23 protein-coding genes and 1 pseudogene are annotated in these 26,352 nt (G+C 71.1%); 9 read left to right on the forward strand and 15 right to left on the reverse strand.

Features of this window, described 5'->3' with window-relative positions; genetic code table 11:
• The 6 genes and pseudogenes from ACIQ8J_RS19340 to ureA form a co-directional block, all read right to left on the reverse strand.
• Positions 1–359: pseudogene (locus ACIQ8J_RS19340) on the reverse strand (citramalate synthase); the annotation flags it as partial.
• Between the two features lie 304 nt (positions 360–663).
• Complete coding sequence (locus ACIQ8J_RS19345) at positions 664–1,977, reverse strand: MFS transporter (protein ID WP_403273037.1); 1,314 nt, start codon at positions 1,975–1,977, stop codon at positions 664–666.
• A 65-nt stretch (positions 1,978–2,042) separates the two neighbouring features.
• Complete coding sequence (locus tag ACIQ8J_RS19350; protein ID WP_403273036.1) at positions 2,043–2,660, reverse strand: TetR/AcrR family transcriptional regulator; 618 nt, start codon at positions 2,658–2,660, stop codon at positions 2,043–2,045.
• A 44-nt stretch (positions 2,661–2,704) separates the two neighbouring features.
• Positions 2,705–3,742 carry an agmatine/peptidylarginine deiminase gene (locus ACIQ8J_RS19355; RefSeq protein ID WP_403273035.1) on the reverse strand — a complete coding sequence of 346 codons (1,038 nt, stop codon included), beginning with the start codon at positions 3,740–3,742 and terminating at the stop codon, positions 2,705–2,707.
• 10 nt (positions 3,743–3,752) lie between these two features.
• On the reverse strand, positions 3,753–5,435 hold the full coding sequence (locus tag ACIQ8J_RS19360) for an urease subunit alpha (protein WP_403273034.1): 1,683 nt from the start codon (positions 5,433–5,435) through the stop codon (positions 3,753–3,755).
• A complete protein-coding gene (ureA, locus tag ACIQ8J_RS19365) occupies positions 5,435–6,130 on the reverse strand; it encodes an urease subunit gamma (protein ID WP_403273033.1) in 696 nt (231 codons plus the stop codon). The genes ACIQ8J_RS19360 and ureA overlap by 1 nt, the downstream gene beginning before the upstream one ends.
• Positions 6,131–6,320: 190 nt before the next feature.
• On the opposite strand from ureA, the gene ACIQ8J_RS19370 reads away from it, so the two are divergent.
• Positions 6,321–6,536 (forward strand): hypothetical protein, encoded by a 216-nt coding sequence (locus ACIQ8J_RS19370; protein WP_403273032.1) that lies wholly within the window; start codon positions 6,321–6,323, stop codon positions 6,534–6,536.
• Between the two features lie 85 nt (positions 6,537–6,621).
• Here ACIQ8J_RS19370 and ACIQ8J_RS19375 read toward each other — a convergent pair whose 3' ends face one another.
• Positions 6,622–7,725 (reverse strand): branched-chain amino acid aminotransferase, encoded by a 1,104-nt coding sequence (locus ACIQ8J_RS19375; RefSeq protein WP_403273031.1) that lies wholly within the window; start codon positions 7,723–7,725, stop codon positions 6,622–6,624.
• A 236-nt stretch (positions 7,726–7,961) separates the two neighbouring features.
• On the reverse strand, positions 7,962–9,011 hold the full coding sequence (locus tag ACIQ8J_RS19380; protein ID WP_403273030.1) for a 3-isopropylmalate dehydrogenase: 1,050 nt from the start codon (positions 9,009–9,011) through the stop codon (positions 7,962–7,964).
• A gap of 175 nt (positions 9,012–9,186) precedes the next feature.
• Here ACIQ8J_RS19380 and ACIQ8J_RS19385 point away from each other — a divergent pair, with 175 nt between their 5' ends.
• Positions 9,187–10,761, forward strand: a complete 1,575-nt coding sequence (locus ACIQ8J_RS19385) for a purple acid phosphatase family protein (RefSeq protein ID WP_403273029.1) — start codon at positions 9,187–9,189, stop codon at positions 10,759–10,761.
• A 4-nt stretch (positions 10,762–10,765) separates the two neighbouring features.
• Here ACIQ8J_RS19385 and ACIQ8J_RS19390 read toward each other — a convergent pair whose 3' ends face one another.
• Complete coding sequence (locus ACIQ8J_RS19390; protein WP_403273027.1) at positions 10,766–10,894, reverse strand: hypothetical protein; 129 nt, start codon at positions 10,892–10,894, stop codon at positions 10,766–10,768.
• Positions 10,895–11,260: 366 nt separating this feature from the next.
• On the opposite strand from ACIQ8J_RS19390, the gene ACIQ8J_RS19395 reads away from it, so the two are divergent.
• From ACIQ8J_RS19395 to ACIQ8J_RS19420, 6 genes are all read left to right on the forward strand, one after another.
• Positions 11,261–13,306, forward strand: a complete 2,046-nt coding sequence (locus ACIQ8J_RS19395) for a phosphocholine-specific phospholipase C (protein WP_403273025.1) — start codon at positions 11,261–11,263, stop codon at positions 13,304–13,306.
• Between the two features lie 110 nt (positions 13,307–13,416).
• Positions 13,417–13,992 carry a CDP-alcohol phosphatidyltransferase family protein gene (locus ACIQ8J_RS19400; RefSeq protein WP_403273024.1) on the forward strand — a complete coding sequence of 192 codons (576 nt, stop codon included), beginning with the start codon at positions 13,417–13,419 and terminating at the stop codon, positions 13,990–13,992.
• Positions 13,989–14,831 carry a phosphatidate cytidylyltransferase gene (locus tag ACIQ8J_RS19405; RefSeq protein WP_403273023.1) on the forward strand — a complete coding sequence of 281 codons (843 nt, stop codon included), beginning with the start codon at positions 13,989–13,991 and terminating at the stop codon, positions 14,829–14,831. The genes ACIQ8J_RS19400 and ACIQ8J_RS19405 overlap by 4 nt, the downstream gene beginning before the upstream one ends.
• Entirely contained in the window at positions 14,828–16,021 is a 1,194-nt protein-coding gene (locus ACIQ8J_RS19410; RefSeq protein WP_403273022.1) for a lysophospholipid acyltransferase family protein, read from the forward strand. The genes ACIQ8J_RS19405 and ACIQ8J_RS19410 overlap by 4 nt, the downstream gene beginning before the upstream one ends.
• A 98-nt stretch (positions 16,022–16,119) precedes the next feature.
• The gene (locus ACIQ8J_RS19415) at positions 16,120–16,824 is read left to right on the forward strand and encodes a nitroreductase family protein (protein WP_403273020.1); all 705 of its coding nucleotides are present in this window, start codon (positions 16,120–16,122) and stop codon (positions 16,822–16,824) included.
• Positions 16,825–17,050: 226 nt separating this feature from the next.
• Positions 17,051–17,914, forward strand: a complete 864-nt coding sequence (locus ACIQ8J_RS19420) for an alpha/beta fold hydrolase (protein ID WP_403273018.1) — start codon at positions 17,051–17,053, stop codon at positions 17,912–17,914.
• Between the two features lie 102 nt (positions 17,915–18,016).
• Here the strand turns inward: ACIQ8J_RS19420 and pruA are convergent, their stop codons facing one another.
• Entirely contained in the window at positions 18,017–19,648 is a 1,632-nt protein-coding gene (gene pruA, locus ACIQ8J_RS19425; RefSeq protein ID WP_403273017.1) for an L-glutamate gamma-semialdehyde dehydrogenase, read from the reverse strand.
• Positions 19,649–19,898: 250 nt separating this feature from the next.
• Positions 19,899–20,825, reverse strand: coding sequence for a proline dehydrogenase family protein (locus tag ACIQ8J_RS19430; RefSeq protein WP_403273016.1), 927 nt, complete (start codon positions 20,823–20,825; stop codon positions 19,899–19,901).
• 211 nt (positions 20,826–21,036) lie between these two features.
• Here ACIQ8J_RS19430 and ACIQ8J_RS19435 point away from each other — a divergent pair, with 211 nt between their 5' ends.
• Positions 21,037–22,194 (forward strand): PucR family transcriptional regulator, encoded by a 1,158-nt coding sequence (locus ACIQ8J_RS19435; protein WP_403273057.1) that lies wholly within the window; start codon positions 21,037–21,039, stop codon positions 22,192–22,194.
• A gap of 3 nt (positions 22,195–22,197) precedes the next feature.
• On the opposite strand, the gene ACIQ8J_RS19440 is transcribed toward ACIQ8J_RS19435, so the two are convergent.
• The 4 genes from ACIQ8J_RS19440 to ilvN form a co-directional block, all read right to left on the reverse strand.
• Entirely contained in the window at positions 22,198–22,776 is a 579-nt protein-coding gene (locus ACIQ8J_RS19440; RefSeq protein WP_403273014.1) for a TetR/AcrR family transcriptional regulator, read from the reverse strand.
• Positions 22,777–22,856: 80 nt separating this feature from the next.
• On the reverse strand, positions 22,857–24,449 hold the full coding sequence (serA, locus tag ACIQ8J_RS19445; RefSeq protein WP_403273013.1) for a phosphoglycerate dehydrogenase: 1,593 nt from the start codon (positions 24,447–24,449) through the stop codon (positions 22,857–22,859).
• Positions 24,450–24,691: 242 nt separating this feature from the next.
• On the reverse strand, positions 24,692–25,693 hold the full coding sequence (ilvC, locus tag ACIQ8J_RS19450) for a ketol-acid reductoisomerase (protein WP_403273012.1): 1,002 nt from the start codon (positions 25,691–25,693) through the stop codon (positions 24,692–24,694).
• Between the two features lie 108 nt (positions 25,694–25,801).
• Entirely contained in the window at positions 25,802–26,329 is a 528-nt protein-coding gene (ilvN, locus tag ACIQ8J_RS19455) for an acetolactate synthase small subunit (protein ID WP_114038318.1), read from the reverse strand.
• Between the last annotated feature and the right edge of the window lie 23 nt (positions 26,330–26,352).

Raw genomic sequence — 26,352 nt, forward strand, 5'->3', positions numbered from 1 at the left:
ACCGGCGCACCCGACTCCACCAGCGCCCGCACCTGCGGATCCTCCGCAGCCCGCCCACCCGCACGACGCGTCGCACCGAACGCCACAAGCTCCGCATTCCGGAACGAGATCTCCTGCCGCGCCCGCGCGAAAAACTCCGTATCGCGCGGATTGGCACCAGGCCACCCACCCTCGATGAACCCCACCCCGAACTCATCCAGATGCCGCGCAATCGTCAGCTTGTCCGCCACCGTGAGGTTGATCCCCTCACGCTGCGCACCATCACGCAACGTCGTGTCGAAGACATGGAAGCTGTCGTCGACGCGAAGGCCGGCGGGAAGACTCTCCTCGGCGGCTTCGTGCGCCTCGTTGGTCGTCATGCTGATCTGACTCCTGTCGGGTGAGTGGCTCCGAACTCATGGCTCCACTTGCCCCCGTCGCCGCGCCGCTCGCTCCGGCCGAGGTGGGGCCGGGAAACGAAAAGACCCCTCGCGGGTGCGAGAGGTCTGCGCGCGGGTCTGGGGCACGATGGCCGCCGCCGCGGATGGTTCCACGGTTCAGCGATCACTGCGGACCGGCGCGCTGCTGTCCATAATCATGTCGGAAGCGAGCACGCTCGCAGTTTGCCATACGGGCCCGGGGCCCGGCGGTGGGGTCTCACCATCCGGGCGCCCACGACCTGCGCTAATGCGAAGGAACCGGTTCCGCTTCTGCTCGCCGGGGTTCTGATTCGACCCGGTTGAGATCGATATCGCGCGTCTCGCGCATGGTGAGGTAGACGACGAGGGACACCGCCGCGCATCCGGCCACGTACCAGTAGAAGCCGGATTCGATCCCCGCCTTCTTGAACCAGAGCGCCACGTATTCGGCCGTCCCGCCGAACAGCGCGTTCGCGACGGCGTACGGCAGGGCGACGCCCAGGGCGCGGATGCCGGTCGGGAAGAGCTCGGCCTTCACACAGGCGTTGATCGAGGTGTAGCCGGTGACCACGACCAGCGCGAGCAGGGCCAGGCCGAAGGCCGGCCAGAAGGTGCCCGCGTGCTTGAGCATCGTCATGATCGGCACGGTCAGGAACGTGGAGCCGACCGCGAAGGTGATCAGGAGCGGGCGGCGCCCGATCCGGTCGGAGAGCGCGCCCGCCAGCGGCTGCAGACACATGAAGACGAACAGGGCGCAGAAGCTGACGAGCGAGGCGGTGGACTTGTCCATGCCCGCGCTCTTGGAGAGGAACTTCGTGAGGTACGTCGTGTACGTGTAGTACGCGACCGTGCCGCCCATGGTGAGCGCCATGACGAGGAGGGCCTCGCGCTTGTGCCGCCACAGCGCCTTGAGGGTGCCCCGGTCCTCGTCGCGGGCCGCGCCCGACTCCTCGTACACCTCGGTCTCCAGCATGCTGCGGCGCAGGTAGAAGACGACGGCCGCGCCCAGGGCGCCCACGATGAAGGGGATGCGCCAGCCCCAGCTGTGCAGGGCCGCGTCCGAGAGGCCCCGCTGCATGACGATCTGGAGGCCGAGGCCGACGAGCTGGCCCGCGGTCATCGACACGTACTGGAAGCTGGAGGCGAAGCCGCGCCGCTTCGGGTCGGACGCCTCGGTGAGGTAGGTGGCGCTCGCCGCGTACTCGCCGCCGACCGAGAGGCCCTGCAGGAGCCGGGCGACCAGGAGCACCGCCACTCCCCCGTAGCCGGCGACCGCGTACGTCGGGGCGATCGCGATCAGGATCGCGGAGGCGGACATCAGGGTGACGGTCAGCGTGAGGGCGGCCTTGCGGCCCTTGCGGTCGCCGATCCGGCCGAGCAGCCAGCCGCCGACCGGCCGCATGAAGAAGCCGACCGCGAAGATCCCCATGGTGTTCATGAGGTTGGCGGTCTCATTGCCCTTCGGGAAGAACGCGTCCGCGAAGTACACCGCGAACGTCGCGTAGACGAACCAGTCGAACCATTCGACCATGTTGCCGGCCGAACCGACCCAGATCTTCTTCCAGTGCTCTCGTCCCATGGACGCTCACGGTGGCCCAGGCCGCCCCGACCGGCAAGGCATGCGGGCGCAACGATCGGGCCTACTTACGTGCGTTGCGTTCCCCGCATCAGCGACTCGTCCACGAACTCCCTTACGTGGTCGAGGACTTGGGGCCGTCCCGTGCCGGGGAGGCCGACCGCGACATGCACGCTGAACCCGTCGAGCAGCGCGCGAAGGCGGGCCGCGAAGCGGTCGGCGTCCACCGGGCGGAACTCGCCGCGCGAGACGCCCTCGGCGATTATCGCGACCAGGTCGCGGTGCCAGGCTCCCTCGATGGCGGCCTGCCGGGCGCGGGCGGTGCCCTCGGCGTTCTGCGAGCGGTTCCAGACCTCCAGCCACAGGATCCAGTGCGGATCCCGGGGCCCGTCGGGGACGTACAGGTCGACGTAGGCGTCCAGGCGTTCGCGGGCCGTGCCCGGCCGCGAGAGGAGTCCGCGCCGCTCGGCGCCCAGCCGGCCCTCGCTCCACTCCAGGGTCTGGAGCAGCAGCTCGTCCTTGGTGCGGAAGTAGTAGAGGAGGTGGCCGCTGGACATGCCGACCTCCCGGCCGAGCCCCGCCATGGTGAGCCCGTCCAGACCCCGCTCGGTGATGGTGGCCATGGCGGCGGCGAGGAGCTCCTCGCGGGGCGGGGCGGTGTTGCGGCGGCGGGGGGCGGGACTCATCACCCGTATGTTCTACCCGATGCCCGCCCCGCCGGACCGCGCGGTCAGACCTTCGGCTGCTGCTGGGTGATGCAGTGGATACCGCCCCCGCCTGCGAAAATCGTGCGGGCGTCGACCAGGGTCACCGTCCGCTCGGGGAAGAGGCGGCGGAAGATGCCCGCCGCGATCTCGTCGCGCGGGTCGTCGAAGGCGCACAGCACCACTCCGCCGTTGCAGAGGTAGTGGTTGATGTACGAGTAGTCGACCCAGCCGTGCTCGTCCGTCACGACGGTCGGAGCGGGGATTTCGACCACGTCGAGGGCGCGGCCGCGCGCGTCGGTCTGGGAGCGGAGCAGCGCCACGTTCTCCTTGCAGAGCTCGTGGTCGGGGTGGGCCGGGTCGGGCTGGGTGTGGGCGACGACGACACCGGGGCGGGCGAAGGCGGCCACGATGTCGACGTGGCCGAGGGTGCCGTAGCCGTGCGGGGGGTAGTCGGCGGTCAGGCCGCGCGGCAGCCAGATCGCCTTGCGGGTGCCGAGCATCGAGTGGATCTCCGCCTCGACCTCCTCGCGGCTCCAGCCGGGGTTGCGCTCGGGGCCGAGCTGGACGGTCTCGGTGAGCAGCACCGTGCCCTCGCCGTCGACGTGGATGGCGCCGCCCTCGTTGACGAGCCGCGAGGTGTACGTCCGCGCGCCGGCCAGGTCCGAGACGTGGGCGCCGATCTTCGCGTCGTGCTCCCAGGTCGCCCAGTCCTGGGCGCCCCAGCCGTTGAACATCCAGTCGACGGCGGCCAGTTGCCCCGTGCCGTCGGTGAGGAAGGTGGGTCCGATGTCCCGCATCCAGGCGTCGTCGAGCTCGCGCTCCACCACGTCGATGCCGTCGCCCAACAGGGCCCGCGCGTCGGCCAGTTGACCGGGGCCCGCGATCACGGTGACCGGCTCGAAGCGGCGTACGGCGCGGGCGACGGACGCCCAGGCCGCGCGGGACTCGGCAAGCTCGGCGTCGTTCGGGAAGGTGACGTTGGGGCCCGGCCACGCCATCCAGGTCCGCTCGTGCGGGGTCCACTCGGCGGGCATGCGGAAGCCGTCGGCGGCAGCAGACATCAGGGGGTCCTTACAGGAAGTAGAGGCGGTTGAGGGACACGGAGTCGGCGGGCTCGGAGCGCAGCGGGTCGCCGTCCAGGGTGACGAGGCCGGTGCGGCCGTCCACTGCGACGGCTCCGGTACGGGAGTTGAGCAGCAGGTCGGCGGGGCCGATGCCGCGGGTGCCGCGCACCGCGACCCGGCGGCGGCGGGTGGGCAGCCGGTCGTTGCCCTGGTCGAGGGCGGCGCGGGCGACGAACGCGACGGACAGTTCGGCCGCCGCGGCGCCATGGGCGCCGAACAGCGGGCCGAGGACGAGCGGTTCGCAGGTGTCGGTGGCCGCGTTGGGGTCACCGGTGACGCCCCAGGCGGGGAAGCCGGACTTGAGGACCATCTGCGGTTTGGCCCCGAAGTAGGCCGGGCGCCACAGCACGATGTCGGCCATCTTGCCGACCTCGATGGAGCCGATCTCGTGCGAGAGCCCGTGCGCGATGGCCGGGTTGATGGTCAGCTTCGCCATGTAGCGCAGCACGCGCGCGTTGTCGTCCTCGGGGCCGTCGCCCTCCAGGGGGCCGAGCTCCGCCTTCATCTTGCCGGCCATGGCGAAGGTGCGGCGCACGGTCTCGCCCGCGCGTCCCATGCCCTGCGCGTCGGACGAGGTGATGCCGATGGCGCCCAGATCGTGGAGCACGTCCTCCGCGCCCATCGTGCCGGCCCGGATGCGGTCGCGGGCCATCGCCGCGTCGCCGGGCAGATCGGTCTTCAGGTCGTGGACCGAGACGATCATGCCGTAGTGCTCGGCCACCGCGTCCCGGCCGAACGGCAGGGTGGGGTTGGTGGAGGAGCCGATGACGTTCGGGACGCCGGCCATCTTCAGGACGTTGGGCACGTGCCCGCCGCCGCAGCCCTCGATGTGGAAGGCGTGGATGGTGCGGCCTTCGAGCACCTTCAGGGTGTCCTCGACCGAGAGGCACTCGTTCAGCCCGTCGCTGTGCAGGGCTACCTGGACGTCGTGCTCCTCGGCGACGCGCAGGGCCGTGTCGAGCGCCCGGGTGTGCGCGCCCATGTCCTCGTGCACCTTGAACCCCGAGGCGCCGCCCTCGGCGAGCGCTTCCACCAGCGGGGCGCCGTCGGAGGACGAACCCCGGCCCAGGAAGCCGATGTTGACGGGCCAGGCGTCGAACGCCGCGAACGCGTTGCGCAGCGCCCAGGGCGAGTTGACACCGACGCCCCAGACCGGGCCGAACTCCTGGCCGATGACGGTGGTGACACCGGAGGCGAGCGAGGCCTCCATGATGCGCGGGGAGAGCAGGTGGACGTGGGTGTCGACGGCTCCGGCGGTGGCGATGAGCCCCTCGCCGGAGACGATCGAGGTGCCGGTGCCGACGACCACGTCGACGCCGTCGAGGGTGTCGGGGTTGCCGGCCCGCCCGATGGAGCAGATCCGTCCCTCGCGGATGCCGATGGACACCTTCCGGATGCCCTGCACCGCGTCGATCACCACGACGTTGCTGATCACGACGTCACAGGTCGCGCGGACGGCGGCGGCCTTCAGGTGCAGTCCGTCGCGGGCGGTCTTGCCGAACCCGGCCAGGAATTCGTCGCCGGGCCGCTGGGCGTCCGACTCGACCCGGACGGTCAGGCCCGAGTCCCCGAGCCGGATCCGGTCGCCGGTGCGGGGGCCGTGCACACCGGCGTACTCGTACGGGTCCATCACTTGTCTCCCTCGCCGGGGCCGGTTCCCAGGTATCCGCAGGCGGCGGCCCTGCGCAGGGCCTCCTGCTTGGCGCCGGGCGCGTCCAGCGGTCCGTCGACCAGGCCCGCGAAGCCGATCGCGATCCGGTCGCCGCCGATGGGGACCAGGCCGATCTCCTCGCTCTCGCCGGGCCCGAACCGCACCGAGGACCCGGCGGGCACGCAGAGCCGCATGCCGTAGGCCGCCGCGCGGTCGAAGTCGAGCCGCGGGTTGGCCTCGAAGAAGTGGAAGTGCGAGGTGACCGAGACGGGCACGGCGGCGGTGTTGGTCACGGTGAGCCGTACCGCCGGAGCCGTTTCCCGGTAGCCGTCGCCGGGCAGCAGCGCGCCGGGGGCGGCCGGTCCCGCCGTGCCGCCGATGGGGTCGGACACCACCGCGAGCCGCGAGCCGTCGTCAAAGACGGCCTCCACATGGACCTCGGTGACCACGTCGGACACGCCGGGCAGCACGTCGTCGGGGCCGAGCACGGACCGGGCCGCCTCGATGGCCTCGGCGAGCCGCCGGCCGTCCCGGGCCGCCTCGCAGACGGTGTCCGCGATCAGCGCGGTCGCCTCGGGCACATTCAGCCGCAGCCCGCGAGCCCTGCGGGCCCTGGCCAGTTCCGCCGCACCGAACAGCAGCAGCCGGTCACGCTCCGTCGGGGTCAGTCGCACGCCACCACACCTCCTGTTTGAACGTCACTCTAACCAGAGATTTCGCAGACCGAAAGCATTGACGTCCGAGCTTGACATGGGTCACATTGAGCGCCACTCAAACCCCCCGGGAGCCTTGAGAGCTTGGGGCAGGTCTTCAACCGCCGTGCGCGGGGCGGCGGCTACTGGTACCGGTCCGGCTGGAACCCGCGTGCCGTGGGCGTGGGCGTTCGGCGCGGGGCTGCTGGCTGCCTCACTGCCCAACTGCCGGGGCCCCCTGCTGACTTGGACCGGCGGGGCGGACTGCGGCTTCCTGCTGTCGTGGGTGGTGGGAGGGGCGGCGTACCTGGCGCTGACGGCCCGGCCCCGGGCAAACAGAAGGGCCGCCACGGACGCGAAGTCCGAGGCGGCCCTGATGGAGAGCTGAGGGCCCAACCAGCGCCCCAAGGGGCGCGGGGAACTGCGCGACCAGCCCCCGACGGCCCGCGGTCGACATACAACCGGCCGTTCGCTCAGCCGAGCTGATGCATCCAGCCGTGCGGGTCCGCGGCCCGCCCGGTCTGAAGGTCGAGCAGCGCCTTGCGGAGCTTCATCGTGACCTCGCCGGGCTGCCCGTCGCCCTGGGTCCAGCCCGCGCGGGCCGACTTGACCGAGCCGACCGGGGTGATCACCGCGGCGGTGCCGCAGGCGAAGACCTCGGTCAGGGTGCCGTTCTCGTTGTCGCGCTTCCAGTCGTCCGTGGAGATGCGGCCCTCGACGGCCTCGTAACCGAGGTCGCGGGCGATCTTCAGGAGGGAGTCGCGGGTGATGCCGGGGAGCAGCGAGCCGGTCAGCTCCGGGGTGACGATCTTGGGCTTTTGATCAGACGCGGCTCCGTACACGAAGTACAGGTTCATGCCGCCCATTTCCTCGATCCAGCGGTGCTCCACCGCGTCCAGCCAGACCACCTGGTCGCAGCCGTGCTGGGCGGCCTCGGCCTGGGCGACGAGGGAGGCCGCGTAGTTGCCGCCGGTCTTGGCCGCGCCGGTGCCGCCCTTGACGGCACGGACGTACTCCTCGGACAGCCACACCGAGACGGGCTTCACACCGCCGGGGAAGTAGGCGCCGGCCGGGGAGGCGATCACGATGAAGAGGTACTCGTTGGCGGGCTTCACGCCGAGGCCGACCTCGGTCGCGATCATGAAGGGGCGCAGGTAGAGGGAGGCCTCGCCGGTGGACGGAACCCACGCCTTGTCCTGCTGGATCAGCGCGTCGCAGGCCGCGATGAACAGGTCGACGGGCACCTCGGGCATGGCGATGCGGCGGGCCGAGGACTGGAAGCGCTCGGCGTTGGCCTCCGGGCGGAAGGTGGCGACCGTGCCGTCCGGCTGGCGGTACGCCTTGAGCCCCTCGAAGATCGTCTGCGCGTAGTGCAGCGTCATGTTCGCCGGGTCCATGGAGAGCGGCGCGTACGGCACGAGCTGGGCGTCGTGCCAGCCGCGGCCCTCGGTCCACCGGGCCGTCACCATGTTGTCGGTGAAGTGGCGGCCGAAACCGGGGCTGGCCAGGATCGCCTCGCGCTCCGCGTCGGACAGCGGGTGCGAGGTGGGCTTGAGCTCGATCGTGGGCGTCGTCATGAGTGCTGTGTCCTTCACCGGTGGATAGTGACGGACCGCGCTCACGCCGCGTTGTGCCTGGACGTCCGAGCTGCTCCGGATGCCGCGGCCCACGTCCGATTATCGCTCGTGGTGGGGCCTTGGACATAACGGTGTGATGTGCGGTCCGGGGATGATGGTGTCACCCGTTGGCCGCATGCGAAAAGCCGCCGGGTGCGAAACGCGACCCGGCGGCTGTGCTTGTGAGACGCGTGGGGTCAGCCGGCCACGCGTACGGCGAGCGCGTCGCCGATCTCTTGCGTCGTACGGACCGAGCTGCCGCGGGCCGCCAGGTCGGCGGAGACGGCGGCCTCGATGCGGGCGGCCTCGGGCTCGTGTCCGAGGTGGCGCAGCAGCAGGGCGACGGAGAGGATCGTGGCCGTCGGGTCGGCCTTGCCCTGTCCCGCGATGTCCGGCGCGGAGCCGTGCACCGGCTCGAACATCGAGGGGAACTCGCCGCTCGGGTTGATGTTGCCGGAGGCGGCGACGCCGATGCCGCCGGAGACGGCCGCGGCGAGGTCGGTGATGATGTCGCCGAAGAGGTTGTCGGTGACGATCACGTCGAAGCGGGCCGGGTCGGTGACGAGGAAGATCGTCGCCGCGTCGACGTGCAGGTAGTCGGTGGTGACCTCGGGGAACTCCTCGGCCACCTGGTTGAAGATGTTGGTCCACAGGTGCCCGGCGTAGGCCAGCACGTTGTTCTTGTGGACCAGGGTCAGCTTCTTGCGGGGGCGGGCCTGGGCTCGGGCGAAGGCGTCCCGGACCACGCGCTCGACACCGAAGGCGGTGTTGACCGAGACCTCGGTGGCGACCTCGTGCGGCGTTCCGGTGCGGATCGAACCGCCGTTGCCGGTGTACGGGCCCTCGGTGCCCTCGCGGACCACGATGAAGTCGATCTCGGGCTGACCGGCCAGCGGGGTCGCGACGCCCGGGAGCAGCTTCGACGGCCGCAGGTTGACGTAGTGGTCGAAGAGGAACCGGAGCTTCAGCAGGAAGCCGCGCTCCAGGACGCCGGACGGGACCGAGGGGTCGCCGATCGCGCCGAGCAGGATCGCGTCGTGCTGCTTGAGGGCGGCGACGTCGGCGTCGGTGAGGGTCTCACCGGTGGCGTGGTAACGCCGGGCGCCGAAGTCGAACTCCCTTGTCTCCAGCTTCACATCCGACGGAAGGACGGCGGTCAGGACCTTGAGGCCCTGGGCCACGACCTCCTGGCCGATGCCGTCACCGGGAATCACTGCGAGATTGATGCTGCGAGAACTTGCCGACATGGTGGCACCCTACTCCTCGTCCCAGCCACTGACACGCGGTGTCCATATGGTGGACGGCCTGGAACTCTGCCCAGTGAAACACGGGAAAAGCATGGGGAGTTGTACGCCCCCCGTTCATCCTCTCGTCCATCCTTCGGTGAGCATCACGTCGCCTCGAAGGAGGACGTTTCCCGCCATGGACATTCCGAGATTCGGCATCCCCGAGAAGCTCGCGGGCCGCATGAGCATGGCCGAACAGCACGAGTACCTGCGCGGCAGGCTGACCCGTCGCGGGGTGCTGCGCACCACCGTCGCCACCGCCGCGGCCGCCGGGGCCACTGTCGCCACGGCCGGCGCGGCCTCGCCCGCCTACGCGGCGCCGACCGCATTCACCTCCAACTCCCGCCACGGGGTGGACGGTTCGCTGGCCGCGCCGTTCGGCAGGCATCTGGCGTACGGCGCGGACCCCAAGACCCAGATGCGGGTCTCCTGGCAGGTCCCCTTCGCGGTGAAGAGGCCGTACATCCGCATCGGTACGGCCCCGTGGTCGCTGAGCCGGAAGATCGACGCCGAGGTGCGCCACCTCGCCACGCCCGCGCTGAACGGCGGGAAGATCGCGGCCGCCGAGCAGTTCTACGTACACGCGGGCCTGGACCGGCTGCGGCCGGGCCAGACGTACTACTACGGGGTCGGCCACGACGGCTTCGACCCGGCGGACCGCCGCAACCTGGGCACGCTCGGCACCTTCACCACCGCGCCCGCGCACGCCGAGAACTTCACCTTCACGGCCTTCGGCGACCAGGGCGTCAGCTACCACGCCCTCGGCAACGACCAGGTGATCCTGGGCCAGAACCCGGCCTTCCACCTGCACGCGGGCGACATCTGCTACGCCGACCCGTCGGGCTCGGGCCAGTCCTCGGACACCTACGACGCGCGCACCTGGGACCAGTTCCTCGCGCAGACCGAGTCGGTCGCCAAGACCGTGCCGTGGATGGTGACCACCGGAAACCACGACATGGAGGCCTGGTACTCGCCGCAGGGCTACGGCGGCCAGAACGCCCGCTGGTCGCTGCCGGCCAACGGTCCGGACCCGGTCAATCAGCCCGGTGTGTACTCCTTCGTGCACGGCAACGTCGGCGTCGTGGCGCTGGACGCCAACGACGTCTCGTACGAGATCCCCGCCAACTTCGGCATCAGCGGCGGGAAGCAGACGCGGTGGCTGGACAAGCGGCTCGGCGAGCTGCGCGCCGACCACGCCGTCGGCTTCGTCGTGGTCTTCTTCCACCACTGCGCGTTCTCGACCACCAGCTCGCACGGCTCCGAGGGCGGGGTGCGCGACGCGTGGGTGCCGCTCTTCGAGAAGCACCAGGTGGACCTGGTGATCAACGGCCACAACCACGTGTACGAGCGCACCGACGCCATCAAGGGCAACAAGGTGGGCCGCAAGGTCGCGATCGGCGAGCGCACCGACCCGACGCGCGACGGCATCGTGTACGTCACGGCTGGTGCGGCGGGCCGTTCGCTGTACAGCTTCCCCGTGCCGGACTCGTACGAGGGCCATGTCGCGGACCGCGAAAGCGTGGACACGTACCACTGGGTCAAGGGCGGCGCGAAGGCCACCGAGACCGTGGAGTGGTCGCGGGTCCGCTACACCAACTACTCGTTCCTCGCGGTGGAGGTCGAGACCGGGCGGCATCCGAGGATGAAGGTCAGCGCACTCGCCGAGACGGGTGAGCGCATCGACCACTTCGAGATCGCGCGCGGGCGGTAGGGGCTCAGTGCCCCGTGGCGCCGCCGTTGTCCCTGCGGTCCAGTGCGCGCTGGAGGGCGGCGGCGGCGTTCTTGCGCTCGGACTCGCTGCTGCGCGAAGAGTGACGGACGCGGCGGACGGGCTGCTTGGTCATGGGAATTCGACTCCTCTGCTGGGAGGTCCGGGGCAGGCCCCGGCGGATGCAGTGAGGTGCCGGAAGGGGCGGGGAGCGCTGCCGCAGGGGTTGCCTGCCTGGGGGCACTGCGCTCACGACCGCCATTCGCCGGATCAGCGAGACGTTCGGCTCCTACAAAGCTAAGCGCTGGGCTCGCGTCTGTCTCCACAATTACTCGGACTTCCTACTATCTGAGACGGACTGCCGGGCAGAGGTGGCGCCCGGCGCGCCCGGCCGTTGACCGAGTGTTCACACATCCCTCCCCGCAGAGGTCTGGCTCCAGACCAATGAGCGGCGCACTCTTGCGCTCGATGTGCCGCTGGGGCACCGGAGAGGCGCGGGCGGATGACACCGATCAGTCGTAGGGGATTCGTGGCACTCGGCGCGGGCGTGGCGGCCGGAGCCGTACTGCCCTCGGGGACGGCCGGGGCGGTCGGCTCGGCCGCCACCGGCACGGCGGCCGCCTCGGCGACCGGCACCATCAAGGACGTCGGGCACGTGGTGATCCTGATGCAGGAGAACCGCAGCTTCGACCACTACTTCGGCCGCCTCAAGGGCGTCCGGGGCTTCGGCGACCGCAGCGGGATCCTGCTGCCGGGCGGGCAGCCCGTCTTCAACCAGCCGAACGGACTCGGCCGCCAGTACCCGTGGAAGCTCAGCGCGACCCCGGCCGCGGGCGGCGCCGACGGCGAGACCCTCGCGCAGTGCGACGGCGATCTGCCGCACAGCTGGTCCTCGCAGCACTCGGCGTGGAACAAGGGCCGGATGGACAACTGGGTCTCGGGCGTCGGCAACGTCCGCAGCCTCGGCCACCTCGACCGGGACGACATACCGTTCCACTACGCGCTGGCCGACAACTACACCATCTGCGACGCCTACTTCAGCGCCACGCTCAGCGCCACCGGCCCCAACCGCACCTACCTGTGGAGCGGCAGGGTCGACGGCTCCAGCTACGACGGCGCCGACGAGTCGGGCCTGACCTGGGAGGCGTACGCCGAGGCCCTTCAGCGCGCCGGGGTGAGCTGGAAGGTCTACCAGAACGCCGGCGACAACTACGGCGACAACGGCCTCGCGTACTTCTCGAAGTTCGCCTCCGCGCCCGCCGGCGACCCGCTGCACGACCGGGGCATGGGCTCCGTCCCGGCCGTCACCGGCTCGACCCCCGACGACATCGCCGCCGCCATCCAGGCGGACGCGCTCGCCGGGACGCTCCCCCAGGTGTCCTGGGTGGTCGCCAACCAGGCCTTCTCCGAGCACCCGTACGCCCCGCCCGGCGACGGCGCGCACTTCGTCGACCTGGTGTACCGCGCGCTCGCCGCCGCCCCCGACGTCTTCGACTCGACGGTCCTGTTCCTCAACTACGACGAGAACGACGGCTTCTTCGACCACGTACCGCCGCCGTCCCCGCCCGCCGGGACGGCCGGGGAGTTCCTGGGCGGCATCCCGTACGGCCTCGGCTTCCGGGTGCCGATGCTGGTCATGTCGCCCTGGACGCGCGGGGGTTGGGTCTCCTCGGAGGTCTTCGACCACACGTCGGTACTGCGCTTCATGGAGACCTGGACCGCCGCCATCGGCACCCCGGCGGCCTGCCCCAACATCAGCGACTGGCGCCGCAAGGTCACCGGCGACCTGACCGGCGTCTTCGACTTCGCGTCGCCGGTGTACGGCATGCCGTCCGGGCTGCCCGCGACCTCGGTCATCGGCATCGGCACCTGCGGCCCGCTGCCCAACCCCGCGCCGCAGACCAACGCGCTGCCCGCGCAGGAGCCCGGCACCCGCCCGGCCCGCGCGCTGCCGTACCAGCCCAACGGCAACCTCGACCGGTTCGAGTTCGGGTCCGGCGGGCAGATCCTGGCCTGGTTCGCCATGGCCAACCAGGGCGCCCCGGCGACCAGCGCCGCGCACTTCTCCCTCCACCCCAACGCCTACCGCGACACCACCCCGTGGCAGTACACGGTCGACGCGGGCGCCATCGCCACCGACTCCTTCAACATCGGTACGGGCGCGGGCTCGGGCAGGTACGACTTCACCATGGTCGGCCCGAACCGCTTCCTGCGCCGCTTCACGGGCGACGCGACGAGCGCGGGCAAGTCCATCGAGGTGGCGGCCCGTTACGGAGTGGAGCCCGGCACGGGCAAGCAGGCCGTCTGGTTCAGGATGACCAACTCCTCCGCCGCTGCGGTGAAGTTCACCATCACGTCGAACAACTACCGCGCGGACGGCCCCTGGACGTACACGGTCCCGGCGGGCGGATCCACCGAGGACTACTTCAACGCGGTGGCGTACCAGAACGGCTGGTACGACTTCACGGTCACGGCCGATGCCGACGCGGCGTGGTCGCGCCGGTACACGGGCCACATCGAGACCGGCGCGGTGTCGGTGAGCGGCTGACGGCCCCCGCGCACCGGGGTGCACACCGTCCCCATCCGCCGCCGAGCTCAAGCTGCTTATGAGTACGAGCGCGGATGTGGCGAGGTGCACCCCGCAGCACAGTGGAGGCCATGAACGGCCTCTACGCACTCAAGCCCTGGTACGCGGACCGCCTCGGCGGCATCCGCGGGGCGCTGGCCCGGCGCGGGGTGTCGCCCGACACCCTGACCGCGGCCGGCGTGGCGAGCGCCGCGGGCGCGGCCGCCGCGCTCGCCCTGCTGCCCGCACCGCTCGCCGCACTTCCGGTGGCCGTGCTGCTCGCGGCCCGCCTGGCCTTCGCGAACCTGGACGGGGCACTCGCCCGCGACACGGGACGTACGACGAGGCGCGGCGCGCTCCTGAACGAACTGGGCGACCGCGCGGCCGACTTGACGGTGCTCGCGGGCTTCCTCCCGCTCGCCCCGCTGTGGCTGGTGGCGACCGCGGCGCTCGCCGCGACCCTGCCCTCGTGGATCGCGCTGGCGGGCGCGGCGGCCGGCGCCCCGCGCCGCAACGGCGGCCCGGTCGGCAAGACCGAGCGCTGCCTCCTGGTGGTCGTGGCGGCCGCCTCGGGCTGGGCGGTCCCGGTGCTGGCGACCGTGGCGATCGGGTCGGCGCTCACCGCGGCGGTCCGATTCGGCTGGCTGTGGCGGGAGTTGGCGGCATGAGCACGCCGGGTCGTACGGTCGCGGTGGTCGCCGGGGTGCTCGGCGCGGGCGGTCTCGCGGTGGCGGTGCTGCCGGCCCGGGTGCGCATGCGGGCGGAGCTGCGCAAGCGCTGGCGCACCTGGGCGCTGGCGGCGCCGGTCTGTCTCGGCGCGCTGTTCCTGGGCGGCGGCGGGGCGTGCGCCCTCGCGGCGGCACTGGGTGTGGTCGCGGTGACGGAGTACGTACGGATGGCGGGCCTGGGCCGGGCCGAGCACGCGGTGCTCGCCGCGGCGGCGGTGGCGCTCCCGGCGCTGGCCTGGACGGCCCCCGCGGCCCTCGACCCGCGCACGGCGGGCCTGCTGCTGCTCGCCGGGGCCCTCCCCGCCCTCCTCTCCGGCAACACGGAATCCGGCTTCACCGGCGCCGCGCGCACGGTCTTCGGACTGCTGTGGACCGCGGTCCCGCTGACCGGTCTGGTGACGCTCGGGGACACGGCGGTCGCGGTGGGCCTCGCGGTGGCGCTTGGCGATGTGGGCGCGTGGTGCGGCGGTACGTTCCTGGGCCGCTGGGGCATCCTGGCCCGCCGGCTCTCGCCGCTCTCCCCCGGCAAGACCTGGGCGGGAGTGCTGGGCACGGCCGTCGCAACTGCCGCCGCACTCCTGGCGGTCGGGGCCTGGACGCCCGCCCTCTGGGCGGCGGTGGCCCTCGGCTGCGTCCTGGGTGACCTGCTCGAATCGCTGGTGAAGCGGGAGGCCGGGCTGAAGGACGCGGGCAGCTGGCTCCCCGGCTTCGGCGGCCTCCTCGACCGGATCGACTCCCTGCTCCTGGCGCTGCCGCTCGCGCTGGCGGTGACCCGATGACCATCACCTCGACCCGTGTCACCCCGGCCCGGCCGCGCCTGGCCGCATCGCTCCGGCGCGCCCTGTGGTGGTGTGCGCTGACCGTGACCGGCGGCGTCGAACGGCGCGGGCACCTGCCGCGCGGCGGCTGCGTCGTGGTGGCGAACCACTCCTCGCACGCCGACACCGCGGCCCTGCTCGCCGCGCTCGACGCCCGGCACACCCCGGCGATCGGGGCGGCCGCCGACTACTGGTTCGCCTCGCCGTGGCGGCGCCGGATCTGCCGCAGGCTGGCGGCGGGCTTTCCGGTACGGCGCTCCGGCGGCGGCATGGACGACCTGCTCGCCATGGCCGAGGGGCTGCGCGCGGGCCGGGCGGTGGTCCTCTTCCCCGAGGGCACCCGGGGCCGCGACGGCGAGCTCGGCCCCTTCCATCGGGGTGCGCTGGTCCTGGCGGAGCACGCGGGCGTGCCGGTGGTGCCGGTCGGCATCGCGGGCACGGACCGGCTGCTCCCCAAGCACGGCCGGTTCCGGTCCGCCCTGATCCGGGTGCGGATCGGCGCGCCGCTGCCGCCGTCGGCCACGCCCGAACAGGCGCGGGCGGCGGTGGCCGCGCTCCACGCCCGTACGAACGCGGAGGCGCTGCGGGACTCGGCCGTGCGGCGCCGGGTGGCGGCGGTGGCGGCCTCCCGGGCGGGGCTGCTGCTCGCGTTCGGCTGGGCGTTCGCGGAGGCGCTGAGCTGGCCGCTGATGCCGGAGCTGCTGCTCGCGGCGCTCTGCGCGGCGGCACCCCGCCGGGCCCTGGCCCTCTCCCTGACAGCCCTGGCGGGCAGCCTCGCCGGAAGCATGCTGGCCCTCCAACTCGCCCTGTCCGGCGTCCACTTGCCCGCCCCGCTCACCACCGACCGCATGCGCGCCGAGGTCCGCCACGAGCTCGCGGCCGAGGGCGCGTCCGCCGTGCGCCACCAGCCGTGGGACGGCATCCCGTTCAAGGTGTACGCGGCGGAGGCCGGCCGCGCCCGGATCCCGGCGGGCGACTGGCTCGCGGAGGCGGCCGCGGCCCGGGGCGCCCGCACGGTGACGGTGGCCCTGGCCTTCGCCACCCTCGCCCTGCTGGCCCGCCGCTGGCGGCGCCTGTACGGCTGGTATCTGGTGATGCTGGGCGGCGCGTTCACGACGGGTCTTGCCGTGATCGTGCGGGCCTGGGCGTGACCCCGGCCCGTACGCCTCGCGTACGCGTCTGCTCCTTTCAAGTCACGTACGCATCAAGCCACTTGGAGCGGGGCTCGCCCGGCGGCCAGACTCTTCCCATGCCCACACCCACCGAGCAGCACTGGACCCCGATCCACGGCGAGCCGTACCGGCCCGTCCCCTACCGCCCGGCGCGGATGCCGACCGCCGAAACCCTCGCGCGGGCCGCCGAGTTGCGCGAGCGCATGGACGAGCGCCGCACCGTACGCCGGTTCTCCACCGACCCGGTCCCCGAGCAGGCCGTCCGCGACGCGGTCGCCTGCGCCGCGACCGCGCCGTCCGGCGCCCACCAGCAGCCGTGGACGTTCGTGCTGGTCAAGGACCCGGACGTACGGCGCCGGATACGCGAGGCGGCCGAGGAGGAGGAGCGGATCTCCTACGACGGGCGGCTCGGCGAGGAGTGGCTGGCGGCGCTGCGGCCGATCGGCACGGACGCGGTGAAGACCCACCTCACCGATGCCCCGGCCCTGCTCGTCGTCTTCCAGCAGCGGTACTGGCTGGCCGACGACGGCACCAAGCACAAGCACTACTACGTCGACGAGTCGGTCGGCATCGCCGTCGGCATGCTGCTGTCCGCCCTGCACCAGTCGGGCCTCGCGGCCCTGGTGCACACCCCGAGCCCGATGCGCTTCCTGTCCGAGGTGCTCGACCGGCCCGCGAACGAGAAGGCGTTCGCGGTGATCCCGGTCGGCTATCCGGCCGACGACTGCGAGGTCCCGGACCTGGTGCGCAAATCGCTCGACCAGGTACTGATCGAAATCTGAGCGGGCCCCGCCACCTCCTGCGGCACGGGGTCGGCGGGGCCCTCCCCGGCGGTCCGCCGCTCGCGCGCGCGGCGGACCGCCGGGGACGACTGCCGTCACCCATCGCCGCCAAGGTGACGGACCATCAAACCTAACCACTCACCAACCCTTGACAAGTTATCCAGTGACGCGATTACCTGTTCCCCGGCAAGGTAAACCAGTGAAAGAAACTTCGGGGGTTAGAGACATGAGCGCGCTGCCGGTCCACTACCGCACCACGACCGTCCGGGGCCACGAGATCTTCTACCGGGAGGCGGGCCCGGCCGACGCACCCGTACTGCTCCTGCTGCACGGCTTCCCGACCAGCTCGCACATGTTCCGCGACCTGATCCCGCGGCTCGCCGACCGCTACCGCCTGATCGCCCCCGACCACCTCGGCTTCGGCCGCTCGGCGGCCCCGAGCGCCGCGTCCGTGAAGTACACCTTCGCCGAACTGGCCGCGATCACCGAGGAGTTCACCGAGCAGCTCGGTCTGACCCGGTTCGCGATCTACATCCAGGACTACGGCGCCCCGATCGGCCTGCGTCTCGCCCTGAAGCACCCCGAGCGCATCACCGCGATCATCACCCAGAACGGCAACGCGTACACCGAGGGCCTCGGCGAGGCCTGGGCCGCGCCGCTCGCCCTGATCGCCGACCGCACCCCCGAGACCGAGGCGCCCGTCCGGGAGATCCGCTCCCTCGACGGAATCAAGTGGCAGTACCTGCACGGGGTCGAGGACCCGACGCTGGTCAGCCCGGACGCGTACCACCACGACGCGGCACTCATGGCCCGCCCGGGTCAGGACGAGATCCAGCTGGACCTGATGGCCGACTACGGCTCCAACTTCGACCTCTACCCGGCCTTCCAGGAGTACTTCCGCACCAGCCGGGTCCCGCTGCTCGCGACCTGGGGCGCCCACGACGAGATCTTCATCCCGGCCGGCGCCCAGGCCTTCAAGAACGACCTCCCCAACGCCGAAATCCACCTCCTCCCGACCGGCCACTTCGCACTGGAGACGCATGCGGCGGAGATCGCCGCCCTGATCGACGGATTCCTCGCCCGGACGTAGCCGCCCGGGACGTCGCCGGCCCTGACGGCCGCCGCGAACGGAAACCGCCCCCGTCCTCGGTTGGGGGACCAAGGGCGGGGGCGGGGTCTGTGTGACTACAGGTCAGCCCATGTGGGGGTAGGTGTAGTCGGTCGGCGGGACCAGGGTTTCCTTGATGGCGCGGGTCAGCGTCCAGCGCATCAGGTTCTGCGGGGCGCCCGCCTTGTCGTTGGTGCCCGAGGCGCGGCCGCCGCCGAAGGGCTGCTGGCCGACGACGGCGCCGGTCGACTTGTCATTGATGTAGAAGTTGCCCGCCGCGTAGCGGAGCTTGTCCATCGTGTACGCCGCCGCCGCGCGGTCGTTGGCGATGACGGCGCCGGTCAGGGCGTAGTCCGAGACCGACTCCATCTGGGCCAGCATCTCGTCGTACTTGGCGTCGTCGTACACGTGGATCGCCAGGATCGGGCCGAAGTACTCGGTCGTGAAGACCTCGTTCGCCGGGTCCGAGCACTCGATGACGGTCGGGCGGACGAAGTAGCCGACCGTGTCGTCGTAGGTGCCGCCCGCGACGATCGTGCAGGACGCGTCGGCCTTCGCGCGGTCGATCGCGGCCTTGTTCTTCAGATACGACCGCTCGTCGATGACCGCGCCGATGAAGTTCGACAGGTCGGTGACGTCACCCATGGCGATGCCGTCGACCTCGGCCGCGAACTCCTCCTTGAAGCCGTCGTTCCAGATCGAGGCCGGGACGTACGCACGCGAGGACGCGGAGCACTTCTGGCCCTGGAACTCGAAGGAGCCGCGGGTCAGCGCGGTCTTCAGGACGGCGCGGTCGGCGCTCGGGTGCGCCACCACGAAGTCCTTGCCGCCCGTCTCGCCGACCAGGCGCGGGTAGGTGCGGTACTTCTCGATGTTCGTGCCGACCGTCTTCCACAGGTGCTGGAAGGTCTTGGTCGAGCCGGTGAAGTGGATGCCCGCCAGGTCGCGGTGGTTCAGCGCGATCTCGGAGACCGCCAGGCCGTCGCCCGTCACCAGGTTGATGACGCCCTTGGGCAGGCCCGCCTCCTCCAGGAGCTGCATCAGCAGCACGGCGGCGTGCGTCTGCGTCGGGGACGGCTTCCACACGACCACGTTGCCCATCAGGGCCGGGGCGGTCGGCAGGTTGCCCGCGATGGCCGTGAAGTTGAACGGCGTGATCGCGTAGACGAAGCCCTCCAGCGGGCGGTGGTCCATGCGGTTCCACACGCCCGGGGAGTTCGCCGGGGGCTGCTCGGCGAGCAGGTTGCGGGCGTAGTGGACGTTGAAGCGCCAGAAGTCGACCAGCTCGCACGGGGTGTCGATCTCGGCCTGCTGCGCGGTCTTCGACTGGCCCAGCATGGTGGAGGCGGCGAGGGTCTCGCGCCAGGGGCCGGCGAGCAGCTCGGCGGCGCGCAGGATGATCGCGGCGCGGTCGTCGAAGGACATCGCGCGCCAGGCAGGGGCGGCGGCGAGCGCGGCGTCGATCGCGTCCTGCGCGTCCTGGGTGGTGGCGTTGGCGTACGTGCCGATGACGGCCTTGTGGTTGTGCGGCTGCACGACGTCGAAGCGCTCGCCGCCGCCCATCCGCTTCTCACCGTTGATGGTCATCGGCAGGTCGACGGGGTTCTCGGCCAGCTCCTTGAGCTTGGCTTCGAGGCGGGCGCGCTCCGGCGAACCGGGGGCGTAGCCGTGCACCGGCTCGTTGACCGGGGCGGGGACCTGGGTCACAGCGTCCATGAGTTACCTCTTCCGGGTGGATCCCTGACATCAGCCGGGACGAACTGGAGTGTTAGCCGTATGTTGCTCGGCGGTCAGGGCTTGACCGTCACGAGCTCGCTTCAGCGGGCGAGTGAGAAGCCCTTCGGGGCGGAGTCACGAGTTCCTTGACTCCTCTTCTTCGGGAGACGGAGCGGAACTGGCCCGGCTCACCCGGCCGACGAGCGGTGTTGTTGCCACCCAGGATGCACTTGGATGGCGACAACACCGCTCAGTTCTTAGTGATCATCGAGCGCACGAAGAACAGCAGGTTGGCCGGCTTCTCCGCGAGGCGCCGCATGAAGTAGCCGTACCAGTCGGTGCCGTACGCCGTGTAGACGCGCATCCGGTGGCCCTCGGCCGCGAGCCGGATGTGCTCCTCGCTGCGGATCCCGTACAGCATCTGGAACTCGTACTCGTCCAGCTTGCGCCCTGCGCGGCGGGCGAGCTCCTGGCCGATGGCTATGAGGCGCGGGTCGTGGGACCCGATCATCGGGTAGCCCTCGCCCTCCATGAGGATCTTCAGGATGCGGACGTACGCCTTGTCGATCTCGCCCTTGTCCTGGTAGGCGACCTCGGCGGGCTCCTTGTAGGCGCCCTTCACGATGCGCACCCGGCTGCCGGCGTCGGCCAGGCGGCGGGCGTCGGCCTCGGTGCGGAAGAGGTAGGCCTGAATGACGCAGCCGGTCTGCGGGAATTCCTTCCGCAGCTCCTCGTGGATGGCGAACATCGAGTCGAGGGTGGTGTGGTCCTCGGCGTCCAGGGTGACCGTGGTGCCGATCGCGGCGGCGGCCTCGACCACCGGGCGGACGTTGGCGAGGGCGAGCTCGTGGCCGCCCTCAAGTGCCTGGCCGAACATGGAGAGCTTGACGGACATCTCGGCCTTGGTGCCGTGGCCGAGTTCCTTGAGCCGCTCGATGAGTTCCAGGTAGGCGTCGCGCGCGTGGGCGGCCTGCTCGGGGGTGGTGATGTCCTCGCCCACCACGTCGAGGGTGACCTCAAGGCCCTTGCCGACGGTCTCCTCGATGATCGGGACGACCTGCTCGACGGTCTCGCCGGGGATGAACCGGTTCACCACGGGCTTGGTCACCGGGGCGGCCGAAACAAGCTTGCGCATCTTGTCGCTGCGCGAAGCGGCGAGGATCACGGGACCCAGCACGGGGCACCTCCACGGAAAGAACTAGACGGAGCCGCGACCGGGACCTGAAGGACGATGGACGCCTTCCGGACGAACCGGTAACGGCACGGAGAACCACCGTGAAACCTAAGGATCTCCCCGATCCTCTGCCATCGACAGCTGTCACGCATCCGTGGCCCCGATCTCATACACATGTCTGAAGCGGGCCGCCGCATGAGCGAGAATGGCCCCTGTGAAGGGCGACTACCAGGATCTGGTCGATGAAATCTCGGCGCTGCTCGGCGCCCCCGCGACGCTGGAGAACCGGGACTTCGGGCTGATCGCCTTCGGCGCGCACGACTCCGACGACGACCTCGCCATGGACCCGGTCCGCACCCGTTCGATCCTGACCAGGAAGTCGACGCCCGCCGTGCGCGCCTGGTTCGAGGGCTTCGGCATCACCCGGGCCACCGGCCCGGTCCGCATCCCGGCCGCCCCGGACGCGGGCGTGTTCCGGGGCCGCGTCTGTCTTCCGGTACGTCATCGGGGCATCGCCCTCGGATACGTCTGGCTGCTCGACGCCGAGCCGGGACCCGCCGATGACAAGCTCGCCGCGGCGATGGAGGTGGCCGCCCGGATCGGGGTGCTGCTCGCCGGCGAGGCGCAGGCCGGGGCGGACCTCTCCCGCGAGTTCCGGGCGGCGCTGACCGCGGAGCGCGGCAGGCCGCGCGACACCGCGACGGCCGCGCTGGAGAGCGCGCTCGGCCCGGACGCGGAGGGACTGCACGCGCTGGTCTGCGTCGCGCCCTGGCCCACCGAGGACGCCCCTTCGGTCCGTACGGTGCCGGGGGCGGCGGCGGTCTGCACGGTGCCGTGGCCGGATTCCGGCGCGGGCCGGGGCGGGGGTCTTGTGCTGGCCGCGCTGGTGCGGTTGCGGTCGGCGGAGGCGCTCGCGCCGGCCCGGGCGGCGGCGGAGCGGCTGCGCGGGAGCGCCGGGGCGGGTGCGGCGGCCGGGGTGGCCGTGGCCCGGCGCGGTCTCGCCGAGCTCGCTCTCGCCCGCCAGGAGGCAACCTCCGCCGCCCGTGCGGCACTTGCCGAACCCCGGCTCGGCCCGGTCGCCCAGTGGTCGGCGATCGGCCCGTACCGCCTGCTGACCGCACTGCCGACGGCGGGGGGCCAGGACCCGGCGGTGCGGGCCCTGTTGACCCCCGCGCACACCGAACTGGCCCGTACCGCCGAGGTGTTCCTCGACTGCGCGGGCCAGGCGGGGCGCGCCGCGGCGATGCTGGGCGTCCACCGCCAGACGCTCTACTACCGGCTCTCGCGCGTCGAGCACCTCACCGGTCTCGACCTGGACCAGGGCGAGGACCGGCTGCTGCTGCACATGGCGCTGAAGGCCGCGCGGCTGTGACGCTCAGCGCCCGTCGATCCCCATGACGATCTTCAGCCCCTCGGTCAGGTCCCGCGCCGAGGGCGCCGTCTCCGGGTCGACCATCCACTGGACCATCACCCCGGCGAGCAGCGCCTGACAGAAGGTGCCGGCCAGGCGCGCCCGCTCGGGGTCGGCCTTCGCGTCCAGGCCCAGGAGGTTCTCGGCGAGGCCGCCGCGTCCTGCCAACTGCGGCCCGGCTAGGGCCTGTTGGAGCTCGGGGTCGCTGTCGATCCGGGAGACGATCTCCATCTGGAGCTTCCAGACCGGGCGGCTCTCCGCGTACGAGCCGATGACCTTCGACCAGGCCCGCTCGAAGCGTTCCAGCGACGGCAGGTCCTCGGCGGCGCGCTCGCCCGGACCCTCGGCCACCACCTCGCCCCACTCCTCGGTCAGCTTCAGGAAGGCCAGGTTGAGCAGGGCCTCCTTGGAGCCGTAGTGGTAACCGATGGAGGCCAGATTGGTGCCGGACTCGGCGACGATGTCGCGGGCGGTGGTGCGGGCGTAGCCCTTGTCCAGCAGGCAGCGCTTGGCGCCTTCGAGCAGATCCTCACGGTGTCCCATGACAGCAGCGTACCCGGCACCCAGACACCCGTATAAGACGGGCGTCTAGGGGCCGGGTACAGGACCGCGGGACCGGGAGGTCAGTCGGTCAGGTTCACCGAGCGGGCCGAGTTGGCGCCGATCTCGGCGGCGACCTCGTTCAGCACGTTCTGCGGAATGGTGTCGTCCACGGTCAGCACGGCGAGCGCCTCGCCGCCCTCCTCCGCGCGCGCCACCTGCATGCCCGCGATGTTGAGCCCGGCCTCGCCGAGGACCCGGCCGACGGTGCCGACGATGCCGGGACGGTCCTCGTAGCGGAGCACGATCATGTGGTCGGCGAGCGCCAGGTCCACGTCGAACTCGCCGATGGCGACGACCTTCTGAACGTTCTTCGGGCCGGCCAGGGTGCCGGAGACCGCGACCTCCTCGCCGCCCGAGAGGGTGCCGCGCACGGTCACCACATTGCGGTGGTCCGGGGACTCGCTCGACGTGGTCAGCCGGACCTCGACGCCGCGCTCCTGCGCGAACAGCGGGGCGTTGACGTAGGACACCGTCTCGTCCACCACGTCCTCGAACACGCCCTTGAGCGCGGAGAGTTCGAGCACCTTGACGTCGTGCTGGGTGATCTCGCCGTACACCTCGACGTCGAGGCGGACCGCGACCTCGCCCGCGAGCGCGGTGAAGATGCGGCCGAGGCGCTCGGCGAGCGGCAGGCCCGGCTTGACGTCCTCGGCGATCACACCGCCCTGGACGTTGACCGCGTCGGGCACCAACTCGCCCGCGAGCGCCAGGCGTACGGACTTGGCGACCGCGATGCCCGCCTTCTCCTGGGCCTCGTCGGTGGAGGCGCCCAGGTGCGGGGTGCAGACGACCTGGTCGAGCTCGAACAGCGGGGAGTCGGTGCAGGGCTCTTTCGCGTACACGTCCAGACCGGCGCCCGCGACGCGGCCCTCCTTGAGGGCGGAGAACAGCGCGGCCTCGTCCACGATCCCGCCGCGCGCGGCGTTCACGATCCGCACGTGCGGCTGCACCTTGTGCAGCGCCTCGTCGCCGATCAGGCCGATCGTCTCGGGGGTCTTGGGCAGGTGCACGGTGATGAAGTCGCAGACCTGGAGCAGTTCGTCGAGGCTGAGGAGCTTGACGCCCATCTGGGCCGCGCGGGCCGGCTGCACATAGGGGTCGTACGCGACGATCTTCATGCCGAAGGCCGACATGCGCTGCGCGACCAGGACGCCGATGCGGCCGAGGCCGACGACGCCGAGGGTCTTCTCGCTCAGCTCGACGCCGGTGTACTTGTTCCGCTTCCACTCGCCGTTCTTCAGCGCGGTGTTGGCCTGCGGAATGTTGCGCGCGGTGGCGACCAGGAGGCCGCAGGCGAGCTCGGCGGCGGTGACGATGTTGGAGGTCGGGGCGTTCACGACCATCACGCCGGCCTTGGTGGCGGCGGAGACGTCCACGTTGTCGAGGCCGACGCCCGCGCGGGCGACGACGCGGAGCTTCTTGGCGGCGGCGACGGCCTCGGCGTCGACCTTGGTGGCCGAGCGGATCAGGATCGCGTCGACATCGGCGATGGCGGGCAGCAGTTCGGCACGGTCGGCTCCGTTGCAGTGCCGGATCTCGAAGTCCGGCCCGAGGGCGTCGACGGTGGCGGGCGACAGCTCTTCAGCGATGAGTACGACAGGTTTCGAGCTCACGTGGGTCCTCACTGACATCCTTTGCGGACGGCCGTCCCGACGGCCGCAGGCGGGGTCGCTTGAGCCGCGTGGAAGACGCACGACGCTGTGGGCCTGACGCGTTTGTGTTGCTGAGCAGTGTAGTGCCGCTCCTTGGGTGGTTTTCCGCCATGACGGCGGGATCACCCATAGGGGGTTGGACTTGTTGTCCATTGAAGCGAGGGGGGCCGGACGGTGTGTCCGGCCCCCCTGGCCCGCAAGGCCTACGCCTCGTCGTTGGCCACCCAGCTCATGAGCTTGCGCAGCTCCTTGCCGGTGGTCTCCAGGAGGTGGTTCTCGTCCTGGGTCTTGTACTCGTTGTACTTCTTCAGACCGCCGTGGTACTCGTCCATCCAGTTCTTGGCGAACGTACCGTCCTGGATCTCGGCGAGGACCTTCTTCATCTCCGCCTTGGTGTCGGCGGTGATGATCCGCGGGCCGGTGACGTAGTCGCCCCACTCCGCGGTCTCCGAGATCGACCAGCGCATCTTCTCCAGGCCGCCCTCGTACATGAGGTCCACGATCAGCTTCAGCTCGTGGAGGCACTCGAAGTACGCGATCTCCGGCTGGTAACCGGCCTCGGTCAGCGTCTCGAAGCCCGCCTTGACCAGCGCCGCGGTACCGCCGCAGAGCACCGCCTGCTCACCGAACAGGTCGGTCTCGGTCTCCTCGGTGAAGGTCGTCTTGATGACGCCCGCACGCGTGCCGCCGATGGCCTTCGCGTACGACAGCGCCAGCGCGAAGCCGCCGCCCGTCGCGTCCTGCTCGACCGCCGCGATGCACGGAACGCCGCGACCCTCCTCGTACTGGCGGCGCACCAGGTGGCCCGGACCCTTCGGGGCGACCATGCACACGTCGACGCCGGCCGGGGCCTTGATGAACCCGAAGCGGATGTTCAGGCCATGGCCGAAGAACAGCGCGTCGCCGTCCTTCAGGTTGTCCTTGATGGACTCCTCGTACACCTGGGCCTGGATCGGGTCCGGAACCAGGATCATGATGACGTCGGCCTCGGCGGCCGCCTCGGACGGCGTCACCACGCGCAGGCCCTGCTCCTCGGCCTTGGCCTTGGACTTGGAGCCCTCGTGCAGACCGACGCGGACGTCGACACCCGAGTCACGGAGCGACAGCGCGTGGGCGTGGCCCTGGCTGCCGTAACCGATCACCGCGACCTTGCGGCCCTGGATGATGGACAGGTCGGCATCGTCGTCGTAGAACAGCTCGGCCACTGGGATATCTCCTTGGTGTGCTGGTGTTGCGTCCACCGTATCGGTGGAGATGGGTGAGGAATGGGTGAGTCTCGCGATACGGGCCGGATCGGGCCCGTGGGCGCGGACTCAGGCGCTGCGGTCCAGGGCGCGCAGCGACCGGTCCGTGATGGACCGGGCGCCTCGCCCTATGGCGATCGTCCCGGACTGGACGAGCTCCTTGATGCCGAACTGCTCCAGCATCTTCAGCATCGCCTCCAGCTTGTCGGCGCCGCCGGTGGCCTCGATGGTCACGGCCTCGGGCGAGACGTCCACGGTCTTGGCGCGGAACAGCTGGACGATCTCGACGATCTGGGAGCGCGTTTCGTTGTCGGCACGCACCTTCACCAGGACGAGCTCGCGCTGGATCGCAGCGCTGGGCTCGAGTTCGACGATCTTCAGGACGTTGACGAGCTTGTTGAGCTGCTTGGTCACCTGCTCCAGGGGCAGGTCCTCGACATTGACCACGATGGTGATGCGGGAGATGTCGGGGTGTTCGGTGACACCGACGGCGAGCGAGTCGATGTTGAAGCCGCGGCGGGAGAACAGGGCGGCGATCCGGGCGAGGATGCCGGGGGTGTTCTCGACCAGGACCGAGAGCGTGTGCTTGGTGGACATGAGCCTCTTACCTCTTCCTACAG

Source organism: Streptomyces sp. NPDC094147 (genome assembly GCF_044764265.1).
Classification (GTDB): Bacteria; Actinomycetota; Actinomycetes; order Streptomycetales; family Streptomycetaceae; genus Streptomyces.